The following is a 24,243-nucleotide window of genomic DNA, read 5'->3' as shown; positions in this document are numbered from 1 at the left end:
TCGGGACCCCGATCCCGACGCCTGCGTGGCTGTTCATCTCGTTGGCACGTTAGGACAGTGCCGCTTTGTTATGCTGCGTAAAAGCCGAGCGGTAGCAGCGAGATAACGGTTACAACGGAGATACCGTCGGTCCGCATTCAGTCGGTCGTCGAGGTCGCCGTCTCCTCGTCAGCCTCGCCCTCCGCGTCGTCAGCCTCGGCGTCCTCGGCGCCCTCGCTGTCGTCTGCCGCGGCCGTCACCAGTTCTTTGAGCGGGTTGTCGTCGATCTCCAACGGAAGCGTCACGCGACCGCGCCGCCGGACGGACTCCCACGAGGCGAACGGCAGTTCCGCCGCGTAAAGCGATCGTGCCCCGCTGATGACCGGCTCTCGATCCTCTCGGAGCGCGTCGACGACCTCCTCTATGGCTCGCTCGACGAACGAGGTGGGGGCGAACGTGTATTTGTCGCCGAACGGAGCCCGTTCGGCGACTTTCCCAAGTCCCAATCGGAGTTTCCCGGTCAGCGGTCGGTGGATGCTCTCGCCGGTGTCGACCGTGTTCCACCCCTCATCATCGGTCCGGTATCTGAGGTGGGGCCCGTCCTCGACGCCGAGCTCTATCGCGCCGTCGGTACCGATCAGGCGCATGTAACATCCGACGAACGCTGCGCCCATTCCCGGGTCCTCGCCCGAGGAGGCGATGCCGTGAACGCCGCTCTCGGTGTACCACTGCGTGAGCCCCTGATGCTCGTGTCGCGTTCCGAACCACTCGTTCTCCTCGCTGAAGTCGGCGGCCGCCAACACCCACTCGACGGGCGACCAGTCGGTGAAGTACCCGGCGAGGTCGAACTGGTGAACGGCGGCGTCGGAGAGGTTCACCTCGCCGAACTCGATCCGCTCGAGGTCCCCGATCGTCCCGTCGTCGATCAGCGACTTCGCGCGAGTGAAGGGGGCCCCGAATCGCCGCTGGTGGTTGATCGAGAGCTGCACGCCTTCGCGGTCGCACACATCTACCATCCGCCGGCAGTCCCCCCACGTCGTCGCCATGGGCTTCTCGCAGTGAATCGCGAGCGGCACCCCGCTCTCGGCGCAGTCGACGACGATATCGGCGTGGATCGCTGGCGGGACGCAGACGCTCACGATGTCCGGTTCCGCGCCATCGAGCATCGCCTCGTAGTCCTCGTACACGTGGTCGGACCGGATGCCGAACGACTCGGCGAACGACTCGCCGTTCTCACGCACGATGTCCGCGCACGCCACGAGTTCGATCCCGTCGAGTCGCTGGTATCCCGGTGCGTGTCGATACGCCATCGCGTAGCCGGTCCGGTCGCTCTCGTCTGGGTCTGCTCCGGTGCCGATAATAGCCGCTCTCATGGACATTATACCGAGATGCCGGGATTCGGTCAATAGTATGCGGCAATTAACCGTTCGGTCGCGCCGACCGAATCGCCGAGCGGTGCGATGTGCGCGCGTCGTTGCCATCAACGGCGGACGGGTTGTCGGCCTTTCGGGTGCGAGCGCCAAAGCGGAGGCCCATGAGACGCGTTATCAGCGATGACGCCGGTACCACCGACGAGAGATCACTCGAGAGACGTTCGCTAACGTCACAATAACTGCGATCTGCTCTGTAAATCGGTTTGTAATTTTACCACCGGACTTCGTGCCTCTCGGAAGGTAGTCAATGTCCCTCGATAATCGACCAGAAACGACTGATATGGGGTCTTCGGCGGTCGAGAGCATGTCCAGACGGACAGTTCTCAGAGCCGCCGGAGCGGCGTCGACGCTCCCGTTCCTCGCGAACGTATCGAGCGCACCGTCGAGCGCCGCTGACGGGTCGTGGACGGTCGTCGCCCTCCCGGACACGCAGTACTACGCGAACAACGAGCGACGGTACCGGTTCGCCGTCGAGCAGACCGACTGGATCGCCGCGAACGCCGACGCGGAGAACGTCGCGTTCGTCACGCACGAGGGCGATGTCGTTCAGGATGGCAACATCACGGAGCAGTGGGACCGGATGGACAAGGCGATGGCGACGCTGGACGGGGTCGTTCCCTACAGCACGCCTCCAGGTAATCACGACTACTCCATTACGCGGAACCGGAGTTCCGGACTCGAAAACTACACCGATTACTTCGGCGCGTCACGGTTCGACGGGTACGACTGGTACGGCGGGACCGGTCCAGGCGACGAGGAGTCGAACTCCTACCAGCTGTTCTCCGCGGGCGGCTACGACTTCCTCCACCTCGCGCTGGAGTGGGAGACCCGAGACGCGGCGCTCGAGTGGGCACAGGGCGTGCTCGATCAGTATCCCGAACGACCGACGATCGTCACGACGCACGCGTATCTGACGGATGGCGACAAGTACGACGACACCTGGGACGAGGTAAAACCCGGACGTACGCAGTTCATCGAGGAGGAGGACGGCGAGGGCAACCCGGGCGAACAGATCTGGCAGCAGCTCATCAAGCCGAACCCGCAGGTGTTCATGGTACTCAACGGCCACTACCACGAGAATGGCGGTGAGTATCATCAGATCTCCGAGAACATCGACGGCCAGTCGGTGTATGAGATGCTCGCGAATTACCAAAACAGGGACGGGTCGGGGTTCAGCCTCCTCAGACTGATCGCGTTCGAGCCCGGAGAGGGAGACCCAGACCGAATTCACGTCAGCACCTACAACCCGTACAAAGACGAGTACGAGGAGAATTCGAACAGCGAGTTGACGTTCGAGCTCGATTTCGACCAGCGATTCGACTCCAAATCCTCGATAGAAACCGTCTCGTTCGAGCAGGGAACCGACGGCTACGAGGGGACGAGCGACACCAACCTCCGAGAGGCAGACCCAGAGACGGCGTACGGGACAGCCTCGACGGCGACGGTCGACACCGATGACCCGCAGAACACGGACAACCGAGCGCAGGCGCTGGTACGGTTCGACGGCGTCGTCGGCGACGGGGACGGACAGGTTCCCGCGGGGGCAACCGTGAGATCGGCGACGCTGACGGTCGAGACCACGAACGATGGTGACGGCGGGAGCGTCCATCGACTGCTCAGAGACTGGACCGAGACCGACACGTGGGCATCGTTCGAAGGCGGGATCACCGCCGACGGCTCCGAGGCGGTCGCCGACCCCGAAGCGGAGACGGGGCCCGTTCCAACGGGCACGACGACGATCGACGTCACCGCCGGGGTCCAAGCGTGGGTCACCGGCGAACCTAACCACGGGTGGGCGATCTTGCCGCTCGGCGATGACGGGTGGGACTTCGCGACGGCCGATAGCGAGACGCCGCCGCGACTGGCGGTGACGTTCGACACCGGTGATGGCGGCAGTGGGGACGACGGTAGTGACGGCGGTGATGGCGGTAGCGACGATGGAGATGGCGGTAGCGAGAGCGGCGGCGGTGATGGCGGCGGTGATGGCGGCGGAGACAGCAGCGATGACGACTCCACCGAAACCCTCGCCGGTGACGCGGACGGCGACGGCGACGTGGACGAGGCCGACGTCAACCTCACCCAGCGACACGTCGCCAACGAGGACGTCGACATCGACCGCGAGGCGGCGGACATGGACGGCGACGGGGACATCGACATCACGGACATCGTTGAGATGGTCGACGAGACGGGGGCAGAATGATCCGACGGATCGACAGCGGCTCGCGACGCACGACGGTGGTCGTCGCGGCGACGGTGTTGCTTCTCGGAGCGGCGCTTGCGGGCGCCGCGGTCGGCGGCGCGAGTGCGGACGCGCCGTCGGTCGCGCTCACTAACGAGACGGGCGGAAGCGCCGTGGAAGCTCCCGCCGGCGAGACGGTCACGGTGGCAGTCTCAGCGAACGCGTCGAACGTCTCCGCCTACCAGGCAAACCTCACGTTCGACCCGGACGTCGTGCGCGTCGTGTCGGTGTCGGGGACCGACGACTTCGACGACCCCGTGACCAACATCGACAACGAGAGCGGCTGGGTCGCGTTCAATCAGTACCGGGCGTCGAACGTCACCAATCCGCGGCTTGCGACAGTGACCGTCGAACTCGTCGGAGAGCCCGGAAACGAGACGACGATCGCGTTCGTGGAGTCCGACACGAAGTTCTCCGACGCCGCGGCACAGGAGCAGAATCCACAGCAATACGATGGCCTGACGGTCACCGTCGAATCCGAGTCGGACGACGGCAGTGACGGAAGCGACGGAGACGACAGTAGCGACGACAGCACCGACGACAGTAGCGACGACAGCACCGACGACAGTAGCGACGACAGCACCGACGACACCGACGACACCGACGACAGCACCGACGACAGTAGCGACGATACTAACGAGACCGACGGCGACGGAGGGGACGGCGACAGCAGCGACGACTCCGATGACAGCGATTCGGACGACGACGGAGATGAGGCCGACGACGATGACGACGACCGTGATAACCGCAGCGGGGGGAGCGGCGGGGGTTCGGGAGGCAGCGCGAGCGGTGGAGGAACCGGCGATGACGGAGAGGGAGACGAGCCGCCCGCTGGCCCTCCGCGCATCGCTTCCGACACCGCATCGCCGAACGGAACCGCGTCAATCGTCACGACGTTCGACGGGGAGAGCCCGACGATCGACCGAGTCGAACTTCTGCTCGAAGCCGGTGCCTCCGGCGACTACGTCGTGACCGAGTTCGAGCGGCTCCTCGCCGACCTCGACGAGTCGAGGAGCGACAACGCCAGCGAGGAGATTACCGTGATGCGGGTCACTTCGCCCGAGGCGTCCGACGGCGCGCCGAACCAGCTGACGCTCACGCTCAACCGGAGCGCAGTCGAGGCGATGGGCGCGAACCCTGACGGTCTGCGGATCGAGCGCTACGACGAGGCGACCGGTCGGTGGGAGACACTCACGACGACAGTCGACGCTCCGGAGGAGGGGCCCGTTACGCTCACGGCCACTCCGTCACGTCTCGGCTGGTTCGTCGTTACGGCAGGGAACTCGTCTCAGGCGGACGACGCGAGCGGCCCGGCGAACGGAACGAATCCCACATCGCCCGGATCGGGTGGGGGCCCGAACGGAACGTCGGCCGACTCCGCGGACCCGGGGAACACGCCGGCAGGAGACTCCGACGCTACCGCAAACAGTAGCGACGCGCCGGCAGACGACTCCGGCAGCATGAGCGCCTCGTCCGCCGACGAGCCGGGCATCACGCAGTCGGAGATTCCGGGGTTCGGCGTGACCAGCGTTCTCGCCGCTGGCGCACTGCTGTATGGGGTCCTGTACGTCAGACGCCGCGGGCGATAACCGCGGCTCGGGGTATTCGATCGGTTCGGAAAACGGCCACGACGAGGGTCGCCCGAAAGTCGGGCTGTGTCGAATCCGTCAGTCGGCAGTCTGAGACTGCTCCCGAGTAGAGAGCGATTCGATACGGTTGACGACTTCCCGGTCGATCCCGTCTTCCTTCCAGTCGGCGGTGCGCGGGATCCACGCCTGATAGGTGTCGACGTCCTCGAACACCTCTCGGAGCGCGTCCTCCTCGGCCTCGATAACGTCGTCCAACTGGTCGGCGAACGAGGGGCCGGGACAGAGCGCGTCGTACGCCAAGAAGTACTCCATGAGGACTTCATTCCACTCGTAGTAACTGATCGCGTCGACCTCCGTCACCATTTCCTCGGGTGACATCTCCTCGATGACGACGTGGTTCCTGTTCGGCGCCGCCCTGAGGGCGACGACGTTGTCCACCGTCGACTCGGGGATGTGCTTGGAGCCCGGGAACACCGCCGAGACGTCGGTGAACTCCCGGCCCTTCTCCTGTAGAAACCGCTCGTTTAGGAAGCTGACGACCTTCTGAACGACGCCGTCGCTGGCGTTCATGTTCACCTCGATGAACTGGCTCACCTCGTCTCGGACGTAATCTTGGAGGTCGTCATTTCCGACCTCGATCTCGGGGAACGATCGGATGTTGTACGGTTGGAGGTTGACTGATAACGGGTAGCCGAGAGCGGTGCCGTCGGTGCCGACCCACAGCCGGTCGTCGGAGAGGTAGCCCGCGCCCTCCCGTAACAGCGACAGGAGCGTGTTCGTTTTCCCGCCCCCGCGCCAGGCCGGGAACAGCGTCGTCTCTCCGTCGAGTTCGATACCGGACGCGTGGATCAGCGCACGTCCCTCCTTCGCGAGCTCCTGTCTGATCCGGAACTCGACGGGGTAAGTCGCCAGGAACGGCTCCCAGTTCGGCGACACGTAGATGTGGTCCCAACCGGGCTCGACCATCATGAAGTTCGATCCGTTTCGGACGACGAACCGGTCACCAGTCCAGCCGTAGTAGTCCGATGGGTCGCCGAGGACCGCTTCGAGGTCGGGCTCCTCGGTCGTTCGCTCGACCACGATGTCCGGCTCTCGCTCCGGGTCGTCGACCGCGAAGTGATCGAACATCGTGTAGAACTGTTGGGTCGAGCGGCCGCCGTCGCCGCGAACCTCCAGCAACACCGACCCAAAGAAATCGAACGACTGTCGTTTCATCGGTGTGATACTCCGAGGAGACGTGATTGAATCGGTGAAGCTGACGACTGCTGACGGTATGTGTTTTTTCGAACCATTTGACATGAATTGGACCGTGTTCGACCGGGTTTGTTATACAGTCAGTATCCCGCCGTATCGCAGGCCGACCCCCAATCGAGTCGCCGCGTGCGTGACAGTGGCCGGCGAGCGACAGTGCCGCAGTTCGGCCTTCGGTTCGGTCGCCGTCGCCGCCGAGGTGGCGTCATATCGCGGTCGCTGTCGTCGTCGTGCGAGCGTCCCCGTACCGCGCGTCGACTCGGTAAGAACGGAATAACAATTTACCTGTCAGTCGTGGCCGATACTATCCATCCGAGAGGCGGATCGACGGCAACAGAGAGAATCCATGCCCGAACTCAGCATAATCGTCCCTACCCTCAAACCGAAAGACGAGATCGAGTCCGTCGAGCGGCTCGAACAGCACGATTTTACCGACTACGAGGTGCTCGTCCAGAGCGAAGATTCGGCGACGAAAGCCCGAAACGCCGGGATTCGGCGAGCGAACGCGGAGAAGCTCGTATTCCTCGACGACGACTCACTTCCCGTCGAGGGGTACCTCGAACGCGTTTCTGAGCTGTTAGATCGCGAGGCCGTCGTGACGGGGAAGATCGTCCATCCCCGTAACGACGTGATCAAGCGGTTCACAGGGCATTACGATCAGGGGTCGAAACCCCGCTACGTTACCCGGTTTTGGGGATGTAACGCGGCCTGCCGAAAGGAGGTGTTCGACGACGCCGGGATGTGGAACGAGGATATCACCTGGGGACACGAGGAGAAGGAGCTCGCCGAGCGGATACTGAATCATTATCCCATTTACTACGACCCCGAACTGCTCGTGTATCACGTCTACGCCGACTCGGTCCTCGACTACTGGCACAAGCTATACCGGTTGGAGCTGCAGACGCCGCAGATCTGGGAAATCGATGGCGTCCCGTCGTCTCGGCAGTACTTCAAGACGGCACAGACGCTGTTGAATCCGATGAACTACGTGGGGACCTCACCAAAGCACACGCTCGTCCGATCGGGGGGGAACCTGATGCAGTTCGCAGGTCGCGCCGTCGGTCTGTACCGGCACTCGAAAGATTCGGACTGAAAACGCGGAACGGCGCGTTCTCCTCGGGGAAGCGATCGCTCGGAGTCGACGCCCCGGCACTGACACCCCCGGCACCGACACGACCGCTGTCGGGCGGTTGTCGACCGTCACTCCATGTAGCCCAAGCCGCGAAGTCGGTCCTCGACGTCGTCGAAGTCGCCGTCGACCGCCTCGCGCGGTTCGGCGGCGTCGTACTCCGCGGTCCGGACGGATCGATCCGCCGCCGCCGAGTCCGCCGCGAGTACCTCATCGAGGACGGTCCCGTCGGCGTGCGACGGCACCGGACGGTCGAGCAGGTGCAAGAGCGTAGGCACGAGGTCGACGACCGAGGCGTTTGCCGGCCGCGATCCGGGCTCGATGCCGGGACCGTGCGCGAAGAAGATTCCCTCCGACTCGTGGTCCGCGGCCTTTTCCGGGACGGTGAACGGATCGTCGGCGAACTGCCAGTTGACCGTGTAGTTGGTGATCGACTCGACCAAGAGATCCGGTTCGAGCGCGCCGTCCTGGGCGGACGCGTCGCCATCCGAACCGGCCGCGCGGGACGTACCGTGATCCGGGTCCAGCACGACGAGCGGCCGCTTTCCCGTCTCGGGGTCCCGGACGTTCTCGAGGATCTCCGTCACGCGACGCTTGACGTCCGGAACCTCCGAGGGGGGGACGGTCCCCGACGCGAACCGAACCGTATCGTTGACGTAGACGCTCCCGAGGCCGTGGAGGAACGCCCGCGTCTGCGAGAAGTCGGCGTCGTACAGCGCGTGGTTTCCGGGAATGCGGGTAGCCGCCTGGTTTATCAGTCCCTCGGGGAGGTATCGGACCAGCATCTCCTCGTCGACGCCGACCCGCCGCAACGCGGCGAGGACGTTGTCCTTGTCGAGGCCGGCAGTCGACATGAGGCCGCGCATCCCCTCCTGTTCTTGCCGCGCGACGAGCCCCTCTCGTCGGAGGATTTCGTTGACGTTCGCCTGCCGGGAGACGGGGCCGAAGCCGTGGTCCGAGACGACGAAGAGGACGGCGTCGCGCTCTTCACAGCGCTCGACAACCTCCGCGAGCACGTCGTCGAGCTTCTTGTAGTGCTCCTTGAGCACCGCCTCGTCCCAGATGAGGTGCTGGAGGCGGTCGGGCGCGGTGTAGACGAAGAACGAGAGCCGCCAGTCGGTCCGTTCGAGGAGGAGCCGCATGAGCTCCCGACGGTTCATCAATAACTCGTCGAGCGCGTCGAGGAACGCCTCTTGTCGACCGAAGTACTCCTTCCAGTCCAATCCGATTTCGTAGTCGGGGATACGGCGCTCGATCGCTTCTCCGAGCTCCGGTGGGTAGGTGAACTCCGCGGCGCCCGTCGGCGTCATCATGCCGGTGGCCATCTCGCCGTCGAACTCCGCGGCGGGGAACGTCATCGGGACGTTGCCCACGACCGCGGGCGAGACGAGATCCCAGATCGCCGGGCGATTTCGGTCCGCGGCGGTGTTGGGTCGCTGCCTGTACCGGCGGTCCAGGCGCATGAACTCGAACAGCCCGTGCCCAGGCGGGTCACTGCCGGTCGCTATCGACGGCCACGCGACCGGCGTGTTCGCCGGAATCGTGCTCTCGAACGGCCCCGCGGCGCCCTCACGCCGGAGCCGCTCGAACGTCGGGAGGTCCCCTTCGTCCATCCACCGCTCAACCAGCGACCACGGCACGCCGTCCAGCCCGAGCACGAACGCCCGTTCCGGTTCGTCCGCGGTCATCGTCGCACCGCCTTGGTCGCGAGCGTACTCGCCCCGCGGCGGCGGGCGGTGGGCATCGACCGCGCGAGTCCGCGGTCGTCGCGTCTCTCGTCCTCGCCACGGCCGTCGCCGAGTGAATCCATAACTGTCGCGTCCTACCCCCCTCGGACACATTGTTACTCCCGACCTATCGGGCGTGACGGGGCGCCGGCGGGCCGGCTAACGTGTCGCTTGGTCGTGACACAGAGTCGGCAGTCGACCGAACGGCATCAGAGGTAGCCGAGGTCTTCCAGCTGCTTCGCCATTTCGGGAGTGAACTCGGCGCTCCGCTCTCGAGAGTTCGACGAGGCGCCGTGCGTCGCGAGCCACGACTCCGTCTCGTCGGCGAGCCACTCGGCCACCTCGGGTTCCGACTCGGCGACGTCGACGGATTCGTTCGGCAGACGATAGAGGTTCGTGCGATCGTCCCCGCGCTGGTATCTGTGTTCCCGCGTTCTGGCGCTGGTGACGACGCCGGACAGGAACCCGCTCGCGTCGAACGCGGGGTTATGACGGAGCAGCTCCTGCAGTTTCGTCACGCTCCGCGGTTCGCCGCGCTGGGTGAACGCGACCTCCCGGGGATCGGTCCGAATGTCGCGACCGACCGGGACCGGCACGTCCAGTCCGAGCTCCCCGACAATCGTCTGCATCACGTCGGCGTGTTGAACGACGCCCGACTGAGATCCGGAGACGCCGTCGACCCCCGCGACGACGAGCGGGACGTTCGTCACCGCCGTGTGCGTCGAGAGCATGTGTGCTAACAGCCCTTCCTCGCCGAAGAACTCGCCGTGGTCCCCGGTGACGACGATGATCGGGTCGTCGAGTTCGGCGCGGGCCGTCTCGACAATGGACGAAGCGATGGCGTCGACGTACGACAGCGACGTGTCGTACATTACTTCGATGGCGTTCCACGTCTCCGCATCGAACGGGAGCCCGTTGGCGATGTGCTCGTGCACCCGATCGGACATGTCGAGCGACGCGGCGAGGGCCTGATCTATCGGCATGTCGAGGTCGTCCTCGAACCGATCGCGCCAGCCCTTCGGCGGGTAGTACGGGTGGTGGCTGTCGCCGAGGTGCGCGTAGAGGAAGAGGGGCTCGTCGCCCCCGGACGCTTGCCGGATATGTCGGCTCGCCAGCGCGTCGATCAGGTAGCCCGTGCTGTGTTTCCTCGTGTCGGTCGTCCACCCGGCCGAGTGGCGCTGGAGGTTGAGGAGGTACTGTGCGAGGATGCGCGGACCGACCTCCGAGAGGAGCTGATCTTTCCCGAGGTAGTGGAAGTGTTCGAATCCGCGGTCGAGGCCGGTCGCGGCGCTCACCTGCGCAATTGGGGAGACGCCGACCGTCCGGTATCCGGCGTCACGTAGTCCCTCCGGAATGGTTGGGATGTCGTCCGAGAGGGCGAGATCGGTCGACCACGTTCGGTGATTCGAAGGGGCGCGGCCGGTCAGTATCGACGTCGACGACGGCCGAGTCCAGATGGCGTGGGTGGTGCAGTTATCGAACGTGGCGCTGTTGTCCTCGTTGGCGAGGCGTTGGAGAAACGGCGTGGTGTCGCGCTCGTGGCCACCGACGGACGTCCGGTCTTGCCGAACGCTCTCGAGCGTGAGCCACACGATGTCCCGGTCGGTCATTGGTGCACACCAGACCGCAACCGCGTTTAATTCATGACTCGCTAACCGTTCCACGACGGCTCGCTAACCGTTCTGCGACGACCCGCGGAGCGGTCGCACTCGACCGGCCCCATCGAGCGTGTCACCGTCGAAACGACCGCCGGCGGTGAGCCACACGGTGACCGTTCGGGACGAGAGCGCGACCGAAATCGACCGACTGCGAGCCGAATTACGATTGGTGTAACCGATCGGAGCGTCCCCGGAACGCGCCGTCGGGACGCGGACGCCGGTGCGGGCGGTGATAGCAAGTCGATAACGAAGTGCCGAGTCGGCTTACGCAGAGGAAATGAGCGACGAGCGCACGGTGAGCGTCGTGCTTCCGACGTACGGCCGCCCGGAGTACTTCGAGGAGGCGGTCAGCAGCGTCGCGGGACAGACGTACTCGGCTGTGGAGCTCGTCGTCGTCGACGACTGCTCACCAGAACCGGTGGCGCCACTGCTCGACGAGGTCGACACGACGGGGCTCGACGTCACGCTCGTGCGCCACGAGGAGAACCGCGGGGCCTGTGCCGCGCGGAACACCGGCATCGACGAGGCCGGCGGCGAGTACATCGCGTTCATCGACGACGACGACGTCTGGGTCGAGACGAAGCTCGCACGCCAAATCGAGGTCATGGAGTCGTCGGACCCCGCCGTCGGCGCCGTCTACACCGGCCAGCGGTTCGTCAACGGTGACGAGACGACGAACGTCCGAGCGCCAACCACCAGCGGCGACGTCACCGCGGCGATCCTGAAGGGCGCGTCGCTCAACCCGTTCTCGTGTATGCTCGTAGACGCGAGCGTCGTCGAGGCGGCCGGACCGCTCGACGTGCGGTTCCCCAGTTGGCAGGACCGCGAATGGTACTTTCGCCTATCGACCCACTGCGAGTTCGCCGCCATCCCGGAGCCGCTCGTCATCAGGCGAATGGGACACGAGCAGATCAGCGGCGACTACGAGGTGAAACGCGACGTGTCGTACCCGCTGTTGCTCGAGAAACACCTCGGACTCGCGAAAGCGTACGACTGCGAGGACGAGTTTCGGGCGTATTTGAACCGGTCACTCGCCGGCTCCGCCCTCCAAAGCGGTCGCTACGCCGCCGCGGTACGGCACGCGCTCGTCTCACTCCGGTACCGTCCCACATACGGGGCGGCTTGGAAGACGATGGCGGCCGCGGTCGGCGGCCCGGTGACGCTGGGGCTCGTTCGACGAGTGAAGCGACTCGGCGCCGCTCGATGACGACGCATTAAAAGGAAACCTCGTTCAGTCGTCGATGTCTCGCACTGCCGAGACAATGTGACGCCGCTCGTCCTCCGTCGCCACCTCCCGTTCGACAATCGTGCGGCCGATCTCGTACAGCGGGTGGTCCTCGCCCTGTTGCTGCCACTGTCCGTCGGACCGGACGGCGACCGACTCGTCGTCCGGCGTCTGCTGATACCGCCAGTCGCGGCCGCGGGCGACGCGCATGCCGTCGTTGTTCCGCGTGGTCACGTACGGGCGTTCGACCGTCGGCCGGTCCCCCGCGGCGAGCCCGGTGAGCAGATCTGGGATCGCCGTCAGCGAGACCGGGTCCTCGACGCGTTCGCTGGGGACGTTGCCGACGACGAGGGGGACGTTGACGACCGACTCGTGGAGGTAGCCGTGGCCGTACCGGCCCTCCTCGCCGAACAGCTCCCCGTGGTCGGCGTGGACGCAGACGACGGAGTCGTCGCCGACGTCGTCGACGAGCGTGGCGACGAAATCGTCGGTGTACGCGACCGTCTCGTCGTACGCCGAGAGGAGTCGGTCGCGGAACAGCGGGCTCAGTCGCTCGTCCGCACCGCCGAAGAGCCACGCGTTCGCCCCGTAGGTGAACGGCCAGAGGAATAGGTGCTCCGTCGGCGGGATGTACGGCATGTGAACGTCGACGAGGAACACCCACAGGAAGTACGGCTCCTCGGCCGACTGCCGCCACTGATCGATATCGTCGTAAAACGACTCCCACGACATGAACATCTCCTGGCCCGTCCACCAGTCCGCGAGGCGCGTAGCAGTCTCGCGGAGGGGACCGGCGTCGCTGTCACCGCCGTCGCGGAAGCGGTTCGACGTCGTTTCGTCCATGAAATCCTCGAAGTGATCGAATCCCTTGTCGAAGCCGAACGATCGAGAGGTCCACGGATTCGCGGTGAACGCGGCCGTCTCGTACCCCATGCGTTTGAACCGCTCGGCGAGGGTGTCGCGGGCGCGGACCTGCCTCCGTATCGACTCCCGGCGGTCGGCCCCTGGACGGGAGAAGGGGTAGCCGCCGGTCATGAAGGAGGTCGATGAGCCGCGAGTCGATCCGGCGGGCGCGATCGCGTTATCGAACTGGAGCCCGTCCTCGGCGAGTCTGTCGATGGTCGGCGTGAGCGAGGTGTCGTACCCGAGGTGGCCGCATCGGTCGGCGCGGAGGCTGTCGACCGTAACCAGCACGACGTTCCGTGGATCTGCCATCGTACCGGTGTTCCCCAGCGCGAGTATTGTTATAGGCGAGTTACTCCGCGCGGTCGGCGTAGCGACCTGACCGCGTGCGTCCGGCCGTCGCAACGCGAGCGTCTGACCGTCAGACCCGTGGCGGCCGAGGCGCCCGGTCGGCGCATTAGCAGGGGGCTACTGAAGTCCGTTTCCCCGATAGTCCCGGTGAGGGATTCAGAAATGAGCAACGAGGCCGACGGACGGAGTGCGACGGGAGCAGAGCGACGCCGCGACGTGGCGATAGACGACCACCTCTACGAGCGCGTCGAACGGCGCGTCGCGAGGACGAACTTCGAGTCGGTGGACGAGTACGTGACGTTCGTTCTCGAAGAGGTGGTGGCCGGCGACGACGCCGACGAGGCGTACGAGGACGTCGACGATGAGGACATCCAAGCGCGACTGCGGTCGCTCGGCTACTTGGACGCGTGAGACTCGGTCGAGCGCGTCTCTGACCGTTCGCCGGGCGGCGCGTCCGCGTCGTCCCGCGGCGCCGGTGCGAGCGAATCGTACAGCGCTTCCAGGTCGGCGGTCACCGTTTCCCACGAGTGCGCCGCCACGACGCGGCGTCTGCTCTCTTCAGCCATCGTCTGGATCCGTTCCGGATCAGCGAGGAGCGACCGGATCGCGTCCGTGAGCGCGTCCGCGTCGCCCGGTTCGACGAGCACGCCGTTGTCCTCGTCGACGACGCTCGGGATACCGCCGACATCGGTCGAAACGATGGCGTTCCCGCCGGCCATCGCCTCGAGGATGGCGATCGGGACGCCCTCCGCGTACGTCGGGAGGATGTACACCGACGACTCTTCGAGGATTTCGCGTTTCCGCTCCTCGGAGACGTACCCGACGTACTCCACTCCCGGTCGGTCGTCCGCCAGGTCCTCGGCGAGGTGCGACAGCGGCCCCTTGCCCGCGATGGTGACGTCGATCGGCGTCTCCTCGGCGATCCGGTCGAGGGCCTCGGCGAGTTCCTTGATCCCTTTTCGATCGATGTGGTTCGATACGAACGACAGTCGGACCGGTGGGACCGAAAATGACGGATCGTACTCAGAGGCGTCGACCGCGTTGTGGAGAACGATTACTTTCTCCGGGTCGACGTGGCCTTCGAGCACCTCCGCCCACCCGTCCGAGAGCGCTACCACGACGTCGCTCTCGCGAAACACGGCGGACTGGAGCAGTTGGATCGGGAGCGAGTCCACCGCCAGGAACTCGTCGAACGACGACCCGTGAATGTGGAGGATGACCGGGCGGCGCCACACCAGCCCCGCGAAGAGCACGTACCACGCCGACTGATAGAACGAGTTCCACTGCGCCGAGTGGACGTGAACCACGTCCGGCGGGGTACGGAACGGGAACAGGAGCATCTGCTTCAGCGCGGTAAGAAGAGCGATCACCAACCGCTTGAGTCCGGTTCCGGGGGGGACCCAGACGCTGTAGACACGCGTTCGGATCCGATCCGGTAGATGGCGGCATTGTTCAGTGATGTATTGGTTCACGCCACCGCCACTGTCGGGACGGTGTGGTCCAATGACCAGTACCTCGACGCTATCGTCGTCCGCTCGGGAGCTCATGGCAGTACCCCCTGTTTCGAAGCGGCCTCGGGCTGATACGCCGACGGCGCAGGGGACGTGACTCGGGGGTCCCCGATGATGGGCTCGTCGCTATACGAGACGTGGTACACATCGACGCGGCCGTTCGTTATGACCTGACTCACGCCGGGCGTCTCCCGGACGTTCGTGAAGTCCGATTTGTCGTAGCGGAGTCCACGATACGCAACTACCTCTTTCTGTTCGTCTCCGAACGTTTCGATATAGTAGTAGAAATCCTGCGTCGGATAGTCGTCACCGCGGAACCGACGCAGGTCAGATGGAAGCGCCTCCGGTGGAACGGCCCAACCGAGCCGCCGGTCGAGATTCGTTCCCATGGCTTGCGTATACTGAGTGGGGGGGCTGCGGGTCGACGCCAGCGCTGTGCCCTCCGGCCGGTACTCCATTATCGTTTCGTGCCCTGAGTACATCTGCTCAGAGACGTGCTGTGTCGGCTGGCTGAGGTACGGGGAGGGGAACACGACGAGCAGGGACAGCGCCACGGCGATCACGAGCCCGAAAACGGCAAGCGTCTTCACGAGCCGCGAGAGCGAAGGGCGCAGTTCGTCGACGTGATCGCCCGCCTTCGTCAGTCCGATCCCAGCGAGGATCGTGACGAGCACCATCCCGAACCCGATGTGTCGGAAGAAGTAGCCGGACACGTCCCCCACGAAATGCGCAACGGAGTACACACCGAGCGCAAATCCCGCGGTAGAGAACGTCGTCGTTATCATTCGGCTCTCCCTGTCGAACGCGTCTGAGAACAGGTTCGCCACCACGACGCCGCCGGCGACGAGCGCGTAGAACGCCGGCATCAAAAACAGTTTGACGAACAGCTCGCCGACGCCGAGCCCGACGGATTCTGCCGAGTCAACGCGCTCCGTCACGATCTGTCCGCCTTGCTCGGTCCCCAGTAGCCACCCGTTCAGCGAGGCGAGCAAGTTCGAAGTCATGTTGAACACCGCGTCGTGCTGGATGTTCCACAGTAGAAAGAACGCCACCAAGAACAGCAGCTGACCGTATATCGGTGGAGAATTCGCCAGCGGAGTATCCCGAAGAAACCGCCCACTGAGTTGCTGTAGCACTACTATTGCACCCAACACAATGATACCGTTCAGCGCGGTCTGCGGGTGGTAGAAGACGAGCGCGACCGCGGCCACGGCGAATCCGAGATCGGTCGAGGAGATCCGACCGGGGATCGTCTCGTCGACCCCGCGATCGGTGATATGCTTGATCACGACGTAGAGTAGTATCGGCGTCAGAAACGTCGTCATCGAGAACGTGTGAAAGTGCGGGTGGAAGCTGATGTGGTTCAGCGGGAGGATCATGAGCGCCGAGACGGCTGCGATGGCGACCGCCCGCCTGCGTGGCAGAATCGTCCGCACGCAGAGGGTGACGAAGACGACGTAGAGTGCCAACGCGATGAACGCGACGAGGAGCATCGACTGCTCCAGCGAGGCTCCCGAGAACGCACTCAGGAAGGCACTGAAGGTGTACGACCCGGGGTACACCTCGGTAAAGAAGTTTGCGTCGCCGGTCACGAGCCTGCGGATGTTCCCCGAGTGCCGAAGCCCGTCTCCCAGGCCGTAGAAGAAGTAGCCGCGAACGAGCGGAAGCGCCGGGACCGATAGCATCGAGAGGCCCGTCAGAGCGAGGCCGCCGGCCCACTGTATCCACGAGGCGGCCAGCACCAGCGCGGCGATGCCGACCAGCAGCGAGATGGAGACGCCGAGCCAGTAGAGGGGCGGCGTACTTCGATAGATCGACACCTCGTAGGCGGTGGCTGGGTTCGATTCCGCGGCGATAACCGCACCCACGAAGCAGAGGCACCCAACCATCAGCGCTATCGACACCGCGGTTCTGTCCTCGCCGGTCGGTGAGAGGCCGCGGGACATCAGCGCGCCCCCGTGACGGTTGCCGCCCGAATCCACTCAGTCACAGTGTGCTCGCTGGCGAGCGAACTGGAGTCGATGCGATCCACGCTCACCGCCGACGTCGAGGGCCGTTCGAGCGTCTCCGTGACGCGCGCTTCGTCCCCGGCCTGTTCCGACCCGACCCAGAGCGTGAGATTCCGATACGAGTTGCTGAGGGTCGGCTCCGCGGGGCTCTCTCCCTTATAAATGAGATACGCGAGCCGGAGCCGCTCCCCCGACATGTCCGAGGTGACCCGGTGGTCCTGCTGCCACGCCGAACCGGCGTCGACGGTTTGCCGGAACTGCTCGCGGACGGAGACTTCGGTGACGGTCCCGTCGGCGCTCACGCGCTGGAGCTGAACGACGACCTCGTACGTGACCGCCCGCGACTCGCTGTTTTCCACCCGCAAGACGAAGTCCGCGGTCTCGCCCGCCTGGAGCCGGTCCGGATATCCGGCCGCGACGAGTTCGCCCTCGTCGGTCTCGGTCAGCAGCACGGCGGTGGTGTACTCGGGGCTCTCGGACGGGGACGCCATCGCGCCGGCCAGGGTCGCGGTCGCGAGGACGAGCGTCACGACCACGGCGACGTTCAGCGCCCGCTTCCCCGGTGTCGGGGCGGAGACCTCGTCGGCGACGGTTTTCGCCAGATACGCGAACGGCGACGGAGGGTCGATCTGGGTCGGAGAGAGTCGGTATCTGATGGCCGCGAGAGCCGTGAACAGCGTCGTCGCGACCGAAACGAGAACGACCACCGTCCACGGGTCGTACCCGGCTCCCGCCATTTCGACGACGAAGCCGTACACGGGCATCAGACAAACGCTGAATCCGAACGCCAGCGCCAGCCGCTCGAAGGGGTCGAGCGACGACATGGCCGACAGGGAGTAGCGGCGATTCAACGGGGTCTTGGCTTGTTTCTCTTCGGTTCGACTGTCCGGGAACACCGCGAGCGTGAGCGCGTAGCCGGGGAGGAACAACAGCGCGACGCCGGCCGTCAGCAAGCGAAGCGTGGATCCCCCGGGGAGTCCGATCACGAGGAGACTGCCGAGGAGGACGACCGGCACCGGCCACAAAACGCCGAGTGATGGTACGAATTGAGAAGCTTGGCGAGCCGTCATTAGGGTGCTCACACGTCCGCGGTAGCGTGTGATAGTTATACCACGGCTAACCGGTTGCTGCGGGTTTCTGCGGCAAGATCCTCGATTTCAGTCTCCGACCGAGCGCGACGGCGCGCCGCTTGTCGATCCATAACTATGCCACCCGACGAGGATTCTCTCGGAGAGACGCGCACGATGAACGTGTTACAGATCGACCTCGAACCGTGGTACTGCGATCTCCCGAGAGAGCAGTGGGACGCGCGTACCGACCGAGTGATCGAGAACGTCGACCGAATCTTGACGCTGCTCTCGCGGACGAACAACGAGGCGACGTTCTTCGTGCTAGAGGACGTCGCGAGGAATCATCCGGACCTGATCAGGCGAATCCGTGACGACGGCCACGAGATCGGGTCACACGGCTACTCGCACAAGTTCCTCTCCGAGCTGTCTCCGTCGGAACTGGGGACCGAGATCGAGCGCTCCGTGGCGGCGCTCCGCGACGCCGGCGTCGCCGCCGAAGATATCCGGGGATTCCGCGCGCCCAAGTTCTCACTCGACCGGTCGACGGCGTGGGCGATAGACGTCCTCGAAGATAAGGGGTTCCGCTACGATTCGAGCGTCTTCCCGGTGAAAACGCCGTTGTACGGGATGCCAGACGCACCGAGAGCGCCGTACCGGATCAGGTCGGATGACCTGACGGTCCCCCGCGAGGAGGGGCTGTGGGAGGTCCCGCTCAGCACGTACCGCGTCCCCGGAGTCGACGTCAACGTCCCCGTCGCCGGAGGGTTCTACCTCCGAGCGCTCCCGTATCGGTTCGTTAAGTACGCGCTCGAACGCCGGATCGCGGCCGGCCATCCGGCGGTCTGTTACATTCACCCGTGGGAGCTCGACCCGTCGATACCTCGTATCGACGAGTACGACTGGTTCTACTACCACCGTCTCGGGGCGGCGGCGGGGAAGTTCCGACGCCTGCTGGAGGACTTTGAGTTCGCAACCACCGAGCGATACCTCGACTCCGTCGAAGGCCGTCCCGAGCGGACGGGTCCGAACCTCGACGCCTAGCGGCGCTCGGACGTTACATGTAGCCGAGGTCGCGCAACCGCTCCATCAGGTCCTCCTTGTCCTGGGCGCGGCCGGCGCGCTCGGTCGTCCCCTCGAGGTCCTGCAGCCAGGCCGGTTCGTCCGTCGTCTTCTTGGTCGAGACCTCGCTGCCGAGCGAGCGGAAGCCGGCGAAGTACTTCGGTGAGATGGGGATGTCGTCTTGCTCGACACCCTCGGGCAAGTCGTCAGCGGACGTGGGTACGTACCCCTCGTCGGGGAACGCTTCGACGGTTTCCGGGACAACGTAGTTCCAGAAGGCGTCCCACACGTCGGCCTCGGCGAACTGCAGGATTGGTTGAATGCGGTCGTGCGGCGGGAACAGGTCGGGGTCGTGGCGCGGCGAGAAGAACGTCTCGTCCGCCCGCGCTTCCTGCTCGTCCCACCGAACTCCCGAGATGACGCCGTCGATGTCGTACTTCTCCAAGGCGTCGTTGAGCGCGACCGTCTTCAGCAGGTGGTTGCCCACGTACGTGTCCAGGAGGAACGGGAACGTCTCCTCCTCGTACTCCAGAATGTTCCGAACGTGATGCTGGTTGTGGTCGGAGAGCGCGGAGATGGGGATGTCGTCGCCCGGCTCTAACCCGTGCTCCTCGACGTACGCGCCCACGTCGTCGTTGCGGGCGAACACCAGATCGATATCCCATTCGTCGGCCCAGCGCTCGACGAAGTCGATGATCTCCTCGAAGTGCTGGTAGTGGTCGATGAAGACCGCCGTCGGCTTCTCGTAGCCGTACTGTTCGGCCACCTGGTTGATGAAGTACAGCGTCAGCGTGGAGTCCTTCCCGCCCGTCCACATCACCGCCGGGTTCTCGTACTGTTCGAGACCGAGTTTGGTGACCTCGATCGCCTTCTCGAGTTTGTGTTGCAGCGACGGATAGTCCGTCGGATCCTCGCCCTCGCCGTCGGTGTAGTCGACCGACACAGAATCGGGAAAGTTCGCGTCCATGTGCGGTGAGGTCTTGCCGTGGACCCGGCAAAGTTAATCCCCTGCTATCCGGCGGTCGAGGGCGAGCGCGACCGACACCGCGCGGACCGCTCCGTCCCGGCCAAGGGATGACCGCGTGACTCCGACAAAGTTGCGCAGGCGTCACGCGGTTAAGTACGTGATAGACGCTAACTCTCGACAGAGACGACCGCACCGGTCACTGTGGGGCTATTTCCGACGTCGATGGTCTGAAACGCCCGATCCTTCGGCATTACATGTCAATTAGAAGTTGTTTCCGAATGACTAAGAGGATGGGCCCGAATGTCTCTATTATGTCACTGAAAGGAGGTGATAACCAGACAGTCGGAGAGCCGCTCGAAGCCGAGGAGGACCAGACGGTGACGAAGAACGACGTGTTCGACGTGCTGAAGAACGAGCGGCGACGGGCAGTTATCCGGCACCTCGACGACCGCGGGGGGTCGTCGACGCTCTCCGATGTCGCCGAGCGGGTCGCCGCGGAGGAGAACGACACCACCGTCCAACGGATCTCCTCCGACGAGCGGAAGCGCGTTCGGATCGCGCTCTATCAGTGTCATCTCCCGCGGATGGATAGGATGGGAATCATCGACTTCGACAAGGACCGCGGGACGATCGCGCTTCGGGACCCGGCCTCGCAGGTGCTGCTGTACCTGGATCTCTCCGACAGGGGAGGGACGACCGACGCATCGAACCGCCCCGCGTTCGTCGCCACCGTCGTCGTCGCGGCGGTCGTAATGGTAGGGGCGCTCGGTGTCGGGCCGTTTGCAGCCATCCCGCCGAGCGGGTGGACGGCGGTGGCCGCCCTCGCGCTCGTGGCAATCGCCGGGATGCAGTATCTCGCCGGGATGCAGTATCGCGGCTGACGCCGGGAGACCTGCGGGCGAGCCGACCGGAAGAACCGAGACGGAGGGCGTGTGTTCGATATCGAGAGCGGGTCGTCATCGCGGGATAGCGCGGTTTCGACCCCTGTTTACGTCTTTATAACAAAACGACAGAGCGACGAAAGGCCGTCAATGCCCAACCCCCTTTTCGAGCTCACGAGTTTCCAGCGCGATCTCCTGTACGTGATCTCCGGCGCGGAGAAACCGTCGGGACAAGAGATAAAAAAAGAGCTGCAGTCGTCGATGGGCGAGATCACGCACGGGCGGCTCTATCCCAATCTCGACACGCTCGTCGAGAGAGGGTATATCGAGAAGGGCGAGAGCGACCGTCGAACGAACTTCTACGAACTGACCGAGAAGGGATTTGCGGGCCTCCGCGGTCGACGCGAGTGGGAGAATCGGTACGTGGATCTGCCGAGCGTGGAGTGAGTCCGTCGGCTCTCGGCCGCGGGAGGGCGTCGTCGAGTCGCCTTCGGGTCAAGGGGCGAGTATCGGCGCTCGCGTCCTCGTAGTAGCGGCCGATCGAGTGCGCTCACTCCTCGGCGTCATCGAAGAGGCGGTCGAGAAGCTTCCGTTCGGCCGTCCGAAGGTGACGGTTAAACGTCGGTTGCGTGATGTCCATCGCCGTCGCGATCTCCTCGCCGGTGCTCGCGCGCGGCCATTCGAAGTACCCGCCGAGGTACGCCGTCTCGACCGCTTCTCGCTGTCTCTCGGTGAGGTCGTCGGAGAGGTCGACGGGGGCCTCCGGCGGGGCGCCCGCGGAGCGGTCCCGTCGCGAGCGGAGTTCGGCGCCGCCGTACTGTTCCCGGAAGTAGTCCATGAGTCGCCGGACGTCGACGGACCGCGGGAAGGTCATCGTGACGACGAGGTCGGTCTCGCTGGCGACCAGCCGTTCAACGCTGCCCCCGTGCGCGCTCACCTTGTCGGCCACCGTCTCGCCGATCACCGTCGCTTCGATGCGGTCGGTCGCGCCGTCGCCCGTCTCGCGGAGCGACTCGACCGCGGGCACCGAATCCATCACGTCGGCGCCGTCGCCGTCGGTGGTGAAGTAGACCACCGATCGGTCGCCCCCCTGCGGCACGGTCCCGTTGACGTGAAGCGGCTCCCCGAACGCCGACGCGATCCGGGAGAGGAGCGCGTCGGTACCGTCGAGCCGGACTTCGAGTTCGACGAGCGACTCCGTCCGGAGCGACCGCTTCGTCTCCAAACCGTTGATCGCGTTCGCGATGTTGTCGCCGAGTTCGACGAGCAGGTCACCGAACTCGCCGTCGAACACCGAGCCGCGGTCGGCGTACACCGAGAGGACGCCGTAACACAGGCCGTCGTACGAGAGCGGGACGGCGACGACCGAGCGGTGGCCGCGCGAGAGGGCGCACTCCCGCCAGCGCTCCTGCCGGAGCCCGTTCGACACGTCGGAAACGCGGACGGGTTCGCCCGTTTCGACGGCTCGGAGGCCGGGGAGCCCGGCCGCGTCGACCGGGCGGCCGCCGTCCGCGGTCCTCGGCGGGGCGACCTCCCCGTCCGGAAGGAGGTCGAGGAGTCCCTCCGAGTCGCCGGCCCAGGCGATCGGCGTCGGATCGCCGCCGGTGCGGTACGTCTCCCCCATCCAGACGAACCCGACCTGGTCCGCCTCGATGAGCGTGTCACAGACGGCCGTCGCGACTTGGTCGAGCGTCTCCGAGTCGACGAGCTCCCCGTTGATCCGTCTGAGGACGGTGTTGAGCCCGTGGAGTCGCTCCAGTCGCTCTCGGTTCCGGGAGAGCGTGCTCTCGCGCTCGACGCTGTCGAGAGCGGCGACGGCGTTCGCGGCCAACAGCCCGATCGGTTCCTCGACGTTTCCCGCCGGCTCCGCGGAGTCGAAGTCGATTCGTAACAGCCCGTATCCGTCGAGCGTCGCGTAGAGGGTGCGAAAGGAGGATCCCTCGGAACCGACCGACCGCTCGATCACGCGTCCGGTCGGAGCGGTTACCGTCGAATCGTCCACCGAGTCGTCCGAGGGGCCGCCTTCGGCCGAGCCGTCGATCCGTCGAGACGGCATCCGTGCCGGGTCGTCGGTCGTCTCGGCGTCGTCCGCTCCGGTCGTGAACGCCTCCCAGACCACGCTTCCCGGCCCGCACTCGTCGTGGTCGCCGCCGGACGCCGCGGTCGGGATCAGCACCGCTTCGGTCCGGTCGAACGAGTACGCCACGACGGTGGTCTCGGGCCAGACGCCGGTGATCACGTCGACCGCCGTCTCGAAGACCGAGTCGGCGTCGTCGGCGCGGAGCAGCCGCCGGGCGGAACGGCTCAGTTCGCGGAGCGCGTTCTCGTTCCGGCGCCTGTAGGTCACGTCCCTGAGGATGCCGACGCGTCCGCGGCGGCCGTCGTCGAACTCGACCGGCGAGAAGTGGGTCTCGATCGGCAGCGACTCCCCGTCTGCCGTGGTGATCGACGACTCGATCATCCCGATGTCGGAGCCGTCGCCCCGGAGCATGGCGAGGATCTCCTCCGCCTTGTCGAGCGTGTCGCTCCCCGCGAGCATCGACGCGTGCGACCCGACGAGTTCCTCGCGGTCGTAGCCGGTCATCGTCGTGACCGCCTCGTTGACCGACGTGATCACAAGCGCTTCGTCCAGCGTGTACACCCCATCCTCCAGCGTTTCGAGAATGCGGTTCGACCGGCGGAGGTCGCGGCGCAGCCCCACGTCGTGGGTGGCGTCGTAGACGAGGACGCCGACGCCGTCGCGCCCCGGAACCGCCCGGAACTTGAGCGCCGTCCCGTCGTCGAGGGTGGCCTCTCGCTCCGCGATCCGGTCGTCTCGGACGGCCGCCTCGATGGCCGCCACCAGCTCCGGACCGAAGCCCGGGTCGAACTCACGCGGGTCGGCGCCGACCACTCCGCCGTCGACGTCGAGCAGCGCGTCGGCCGTCGTGTTCGAGTCGACGACCTCGTGCGTGCCGTCCGCGTACAGGAAGCCGAGATCGGCTTGGTCGAGAAACCGTCCGACCGCCGCGCGATAGGTGGGACCCGTCAGATCCGTCGACGTCTCGAAGGGGTCCTCGCCTTGGCTCATTGGGTTGTCTCGACACAAACAGCCAATATATATAAATATCTCGTCACGTTCTCGGTGTTTTTTATTTCCGGGTGACACCAGATCCGAGCGCGCTCGCGAAGGCAGCGACCGAACCGAGAGCAGGGCGCGCAGCGTTCGAGCGGACCCGGTGAACGACGTTAGAAAGACATTAGTAAGACATTAGAACGACAT

At 65.2% G+C, this 24,243-nt stretch carries 19 protein-coding genes; 8 read left to right on the top strand and 11 right to left on the bottom strand.

Going from position 1 to position 24,243, the window contains the following annotated elements; genetic code table 11:
* Positions 1-137: 137 nt before the first annotated feature.
* Complete coding sequence (locus tag ACNS84_RS07820) at positions 138-1,358, bottom strand: Gfo/Idh/MocA family protein (RefSeq protein ID WP_435074282.1); 1,221 nt, start codon at positions 1,356-1,358, stop codon at positions 138-140.
* A gap of 358 nt (positions 1,359-1,716) precedes the next feature.
* Between ACNS84_RS07820 and ACNS84_RS07815 the strand changes: the two genes are divergently transcribed.
* Both ACNS84_RS07815 and ACNS84_RS07810 read left to right on the top strand, forming a co-directional pair.
* A complete protein-coding gene (locus ACNS84_RS07815; protein ID WP_435074281.1) occupies positions 1,717-3,612 on the top strand; it encodes a DNRLRE domain-containing protein in 1,896 nt (631 codons plus the stop codon).
* Complete coding sequence (locus ACNS84_RS07810) at positions 3,609-5,240, top strand: cohesin domain-containing protein (RefSeq protein ID WP_435074280.1); 1,632 nt, start codon at positions 3,609-3,611, stop codon at positions 5,238-5,240. The genes ACNS84_RS07815 and ACNS84_RS07810 overlap by 4 nt, the downstream gene beginning before the upstream one ends.
* A 78-nt stretch (positions 5,241-5,318) precedes the next feature.
* On the opposite strand, the gene ACNS84_RS07805 is transcribed toward ACNS84_RS07810, so the two are convergent.
* Positions 5,319-6,455, bottom strand: a complete 1,137-nt coding sequence (locus tag ACNS84_RS07805) for a hypothetical protein (RefSeq protein WP_435074279.1) — start codon at positions 6,453-6,455, stop codon at positions 5,319-5,321.
* A 382-nt stretch (positions 6,456-6,837) separates the two neighbouring features.
* On the opposite strand from ACNS84_RS07805, the gene ACNS84_RS07800 reads away from it, so the two are divergent.
* On the top strand, positions 6,838-7,584 hold the full coding sequence (locus ACNS84_RS07800; RefSeq protein ID WP_435074278.1) for a glycosyltransferase family 2 protein: 747 nt from the start codon (positions 6,838-6,840) through the stop codon (positions 7,582-7,584).
* A 107-nt stretch (positions 7,585-7,691) separates the two neighbouring features.
* On the opposite strand, the gene ACNS84_RS07795 is transcribed toward ACNS84_RS07800, so the two are convergent.
* The 3 genes from ACNS84_RS07795 to ACNS84_RS07785 form a co-directional block, all read right to left on the bottom strand.
* A complete protein-coding gene (locus ACNS84_RS07795) occupies positions 7,692-9,308 on the bottom strand; it encodes an alkaline phosphatase family protein (RefSeq protein WP_435074277.1) in 1,617 nt (538 codons plus the stop codon).
* Positions 9,305-9,430: a hypothetical protein gene (locus ACNS84_RS07790; RefSeq protein WP_435074276.1), complete on the bottom strand. Its 126-nt coding sequence runs from the start codon at positions 9,428-9,430 to the stop codon at positions 9,305-9,307. Before ACNS84_RS07790 ends, ACNS84_RS07795 begins: the two co-directional genes overlap by 4 nt.
* A 126-nt stretch (positions 9,431-9,556) precedes the next feature.
* Positions 9,557-10,957: a sulfatase gene (locus ACNS84_RS07785; protein ID WP_435074275.1), complete on the bottom strand. Its 1,401-nt coding sequence runs from the start codon at positions 10,955-10,957 to the stop codon at positions 9,557-9,559.
* 325 nt (positions 10,958-11,282) lie between these two features.
* On the opposite strand from ACNS84_RS07785, the gene ACNS84_RS07780 reads away from it, so the two are divergent.
* The gene (locus ACNS84_RS07780; protein WP_435074274.1) at positions 11,283-12,212 is read left to right on the top strand and encodes a glycosyltransferase family 2 protein; all 930 of its coding nucleotides are present in this window, start codon (positions 11,283-11,285) and stop codon (positions 12,210-12,212) included.
* Between the two features lie 24 nt (positions 12,213-12,236).
* Here ACNS84_RS07780 and ACNS84_RS07775 read toward each other — a convergent pair whose 3' ends face one another.
* The gene (locus ACNS84_RS07775) at positions 12,237-13,445 is read right to left on the bottom strand and encodes a sulfatase (protein ID WP_435074273.1); all 1,209 of its coding nucleotides are present in this window, start codon (positions 13,443-13,445) and stop codon (positions 12,237-12,239) included.
* Positions 13,446-13,646: 201 nt separating this feature from the next.
* Between ACNS84_RS07775 and ACNS84_RS07770 the strand changes: the two genes are divergently transcribed.
* Complete coding sequence (locus ACNS84_RS07770; protein WP_435074272.1) at positions 13,647-13,895, top strand: hypothetical protein; 249 nt, start codon at positions 13,647-13,649, stop codon at positions 13,893-13,895.
* Here the strand turns inward: ACNS84_RS07770 and ACNS84_RS07765 are convergent.
* The 3 genes from ACNS84_RS07765 to ACNS84_RS07755 are packed head-to-tail and all read right to left on the bottom strand — an operon-like array spanning position 13,880 to position 18,020.
* On the bottom strand, positions 13,880-15,031 hold the full coding sequence (locus tag ACNS84_RS07765; protein WP_435074271.1) for a glycosyltransferase family 4 protein: 1,152 nt from the start codon (positions 15,029-15,031) through the stop codon (positions 13,880-13,882). The genes ACNS84_RS07770 and ACNS84_RS07765 overlap by 16 nt on opposite strands.
* Positions 15,028-16,941, bottom strand: a complete 1,914-nt coding sequence (locus tag ACNS84_RS07760; RefSeq protein ID WP_435074270.1) for a DUF6541 family protein — start codon at positions 16,939-16,941, stop codon at positions 15,028-15,030. The genes ACNS84_RS07765 and ACNS84_RS07760 overlap by 4 nt, the downstream gene beginning before the upstream one ends.
* Positions 16,941-18,020: a DUF1616 domain-containing protein gene (locus ACNS84_RS07755; protein WP_435074269.1), complete on the bottom strand. Its 1,080-nt coding sequence runs from the start codon at positions 18,018-18,020 to the stop codon at positions 16,941-16,943. The genes ACNS84_RS07760 and ACNS84_RS07755 overlap by 1 nt, the downstream gene beginning before the upstream one ends.
* 228 nt (positions 18,021-18,248) lie before the next feature.
* On the opposite strand from ACNS84_RS07755, the gene ACNS84_RS07750 reads away from it, so the two are divergent.
* Positions 18,249-19,115 carry a polysaccharide deacetylase family protein gene (locus tag ACNS84_RS07750; protein ID WP_435074268.1) on the top strand — a complete coding sequence of 289 codons (867 nt, stop codon included), beginning with the start codon at positions 18,249-18,251 and terminating at the stop codon, positions 19,113-19,115.
* Between the two features lie 13 nt (positions 19,116-19,128).
* Here ACNS84_RS07750 and ACNS84_RS07745 read toward each other — a convergent pair whose 3' ends face one another.
* On the bottom strand, positions 19,129-20,100 hold the full coding sequence (locus ACNS84_RS07745; RefSeq protein ID WP_435074267.1) for a phosphoadenosine phosphosulfate reductase family protein: 972 nt from the start codon (positions 20,098-20,100) through the stop codon (positions 19,129-19,131).
* Positions 20,101-20,411: 311 nt separating this feature from the next.
* Here ACNS84_RS07745 and ACNS84_RS07740 point away from each other — a divergent pair, with 311 nt between their 5' ends.
* Both ACNS84_RS07740 and ACNS84_RS07735 read left to right on the top strand, forming a co-directional pair.
* A complete protein-coding gene (locus tag ACNS84_RS07740; protein ID WP_435074266.1) occupies positions 20,412-20,981 on the top strand; it encodes a DUF7344 domain-containing protein in 570 nt (189 codons plus the stop codon).
* A 150-nt stretch (positions 20,982-21,131) separates the two neighbouring features.
* Positions 21,132-21,428 (top strand): PadR family transcriptional regulator, encoded by a 297-nt coding sequence (locus ACNS84_RS07735; RefSeq protein ID WP_435074716.1) that lies wholly within the window; start codon positions 21,132-21,134, stop codon positions 21,426-21,428.
* Between the two features lie 103 nt (positions 21,429-21,531).
* Here ACNS84_RS07735 and ACNS84_RS07730 read toward each other — a convergent pair whose 3' ends face one another.
* Positions 21,532-24,051, bottom strand: coding sequence for a bacterio-opsin activator domain-containing protein (locus ACNS84_RS07730; protein WP_435074265.1), 2,520 nt, complete (start codon positions 24,049-24,051; stop codon positions 21,532-21,534).
* Positions 24,052-24,243: the final 192 nt, after the last annotated feature.

This window comes from Halorubrum wangae (assembly GCF_051194135.1).
GTDB lineage: Archaea > Halobacteriota > Halobacteria > Halobacteriales > Haloferacaceae > Halorubrum.
This window is presented reverse-complemented; position numbering and strand designations above follow the sequence as displayed.

Excerpts from the sequence above, each read along its gene's own strand:
- ACNS84_RS07820 (WP_435074282.1), bottom strand. The coding sequence starts at position 1,358 with ATGTCCATGAGAGCGGCTATTATCGGCACCGGAGCAGACCCAGACGAG.
- ACNS84_RS07815 (WP_435074281.1), top strand. The coding sequence starts at position 1,717 with ATGTCCAGACGGACAGTTCTCAGAGCCGCCGGAGCGGCGTCGACGCTC.
- ACNS84_RS07810 (WP_435074280.1), top strand. The coding sequence starts at position 3,609 with ATGATCCGACGGATCGACAGCGGCTCGCGACGCACGACGGTGGTCGTC.
- ACNS84_RS07805 (WP_435074279.1), bottom strand. The coding sequence starts at position 6,455 with ATGAAACGACAGTCGTTCGATTTCTTTGGGTCGGTGTTGCTGGAGGTT.
- ACNS84_RS07800 (WP_435074278.1), top strand. The coding sequence starts at position 6,838 with ATGCCCGAACTCAGCATAATCGTCCCTACCCTCAAACCGAAAGACGAG.
- ACNS84_RS07795 (WP_435074277.1), bottom strand. The coding sequence starts at position 9,308 with ATGACCGCGGACGAACCGGAACGGGCGTTCGTGCTCGGGCTGGACGGC.
- ACNS84_RS07790 (WP_435074276.1), bottom strand. The coding sequence starts at position 9,430 with ATGGATTCACTCGGCGACGGCCGTGGCGAGGACGAGAGACGCGACGAC.
- ACNS84_RS07785 (WP_435074275.1), bottom strand. The coding sequence starts at position 10,957 with ATGACCGACCGGGACATCGTGTGGCTCACGCTCGAGAGCGTTCGGCAA.
- ACNS84_RS07780 (WP_435074274.1), top strand. The coding sequence starts at position 11,283 with ATGAGCGACGAGCGCACGGTGAGCGTCGTGCTTCCGACGTACGGCCGC.
- ACNS84_RS07775 (WP_435074273.1), bottom strand. The coding sequence starts at position 13,445 with ATGGCAGATCCACGGAACGTCGTGCTGGTTACGGTCGACAGCCTCCGC.
- ACNS84_RS07770 (WP_435074272.1), top strand. The coding sequence starts at position 13,647 with ATGAGCAACGAGGCCGACGGACGGAGTGCGACGGGAGCAGAGCGACGC.
- ACNS84_RS07765 (WP_435074271.1), bottom strand. The coding sequence starts at position 15,031 with ATGAGCTCCCGAGCGGACGACGATAGCGTCGAGGTACTGGTCATTGGA.
- ACNS84_RS07760 (WP_435074270.1), bottom strand. The coding sequence starts at position 16,941 with ATGTCCCGCGGCCTCTCACCGACCGGCGAGGACAGAACCGCGGTGTCG.
- ACNS84_RS07750 (WP_435074268.1), top strand. The coding sequence starts at position 18,249 with ATGAACGTGTTACAGATCGACCTCGAACCGTGGTACTGCGATCTCCCG.
- ACNS84_RS07745 (WP_435074267.1), bottom strand. The coding sequence starts at position 20,100 with ATGGACGCGAACTTTCCCGATTCTGTGTCGGTCGACTACACCGACGGC.
- ACNS84_RS07740 (WP_435074266.1), top strand. The coding sequence starts at position 20,412 with ATGTCACTGAAAGGAGGTGATAACCAGACAGTCGGAGAGCCGCTCGAA.
- ACNS84_RS07735 (WP_435074716.1), top strand. The coding sequence starts at position 21,132 with ATGCCCAACCCCCTTTTCGAGCTCACGAGTTTCCAGCGCGATCTCCTG.
- ACNS84_RS07730 (WP_435074265.1), bottom strand. The coding sequence starts at position 24,051 with ATGAGCCAAGGCGAGGACCCCTTCGAGACGTCGACGGATCTGACGGGT.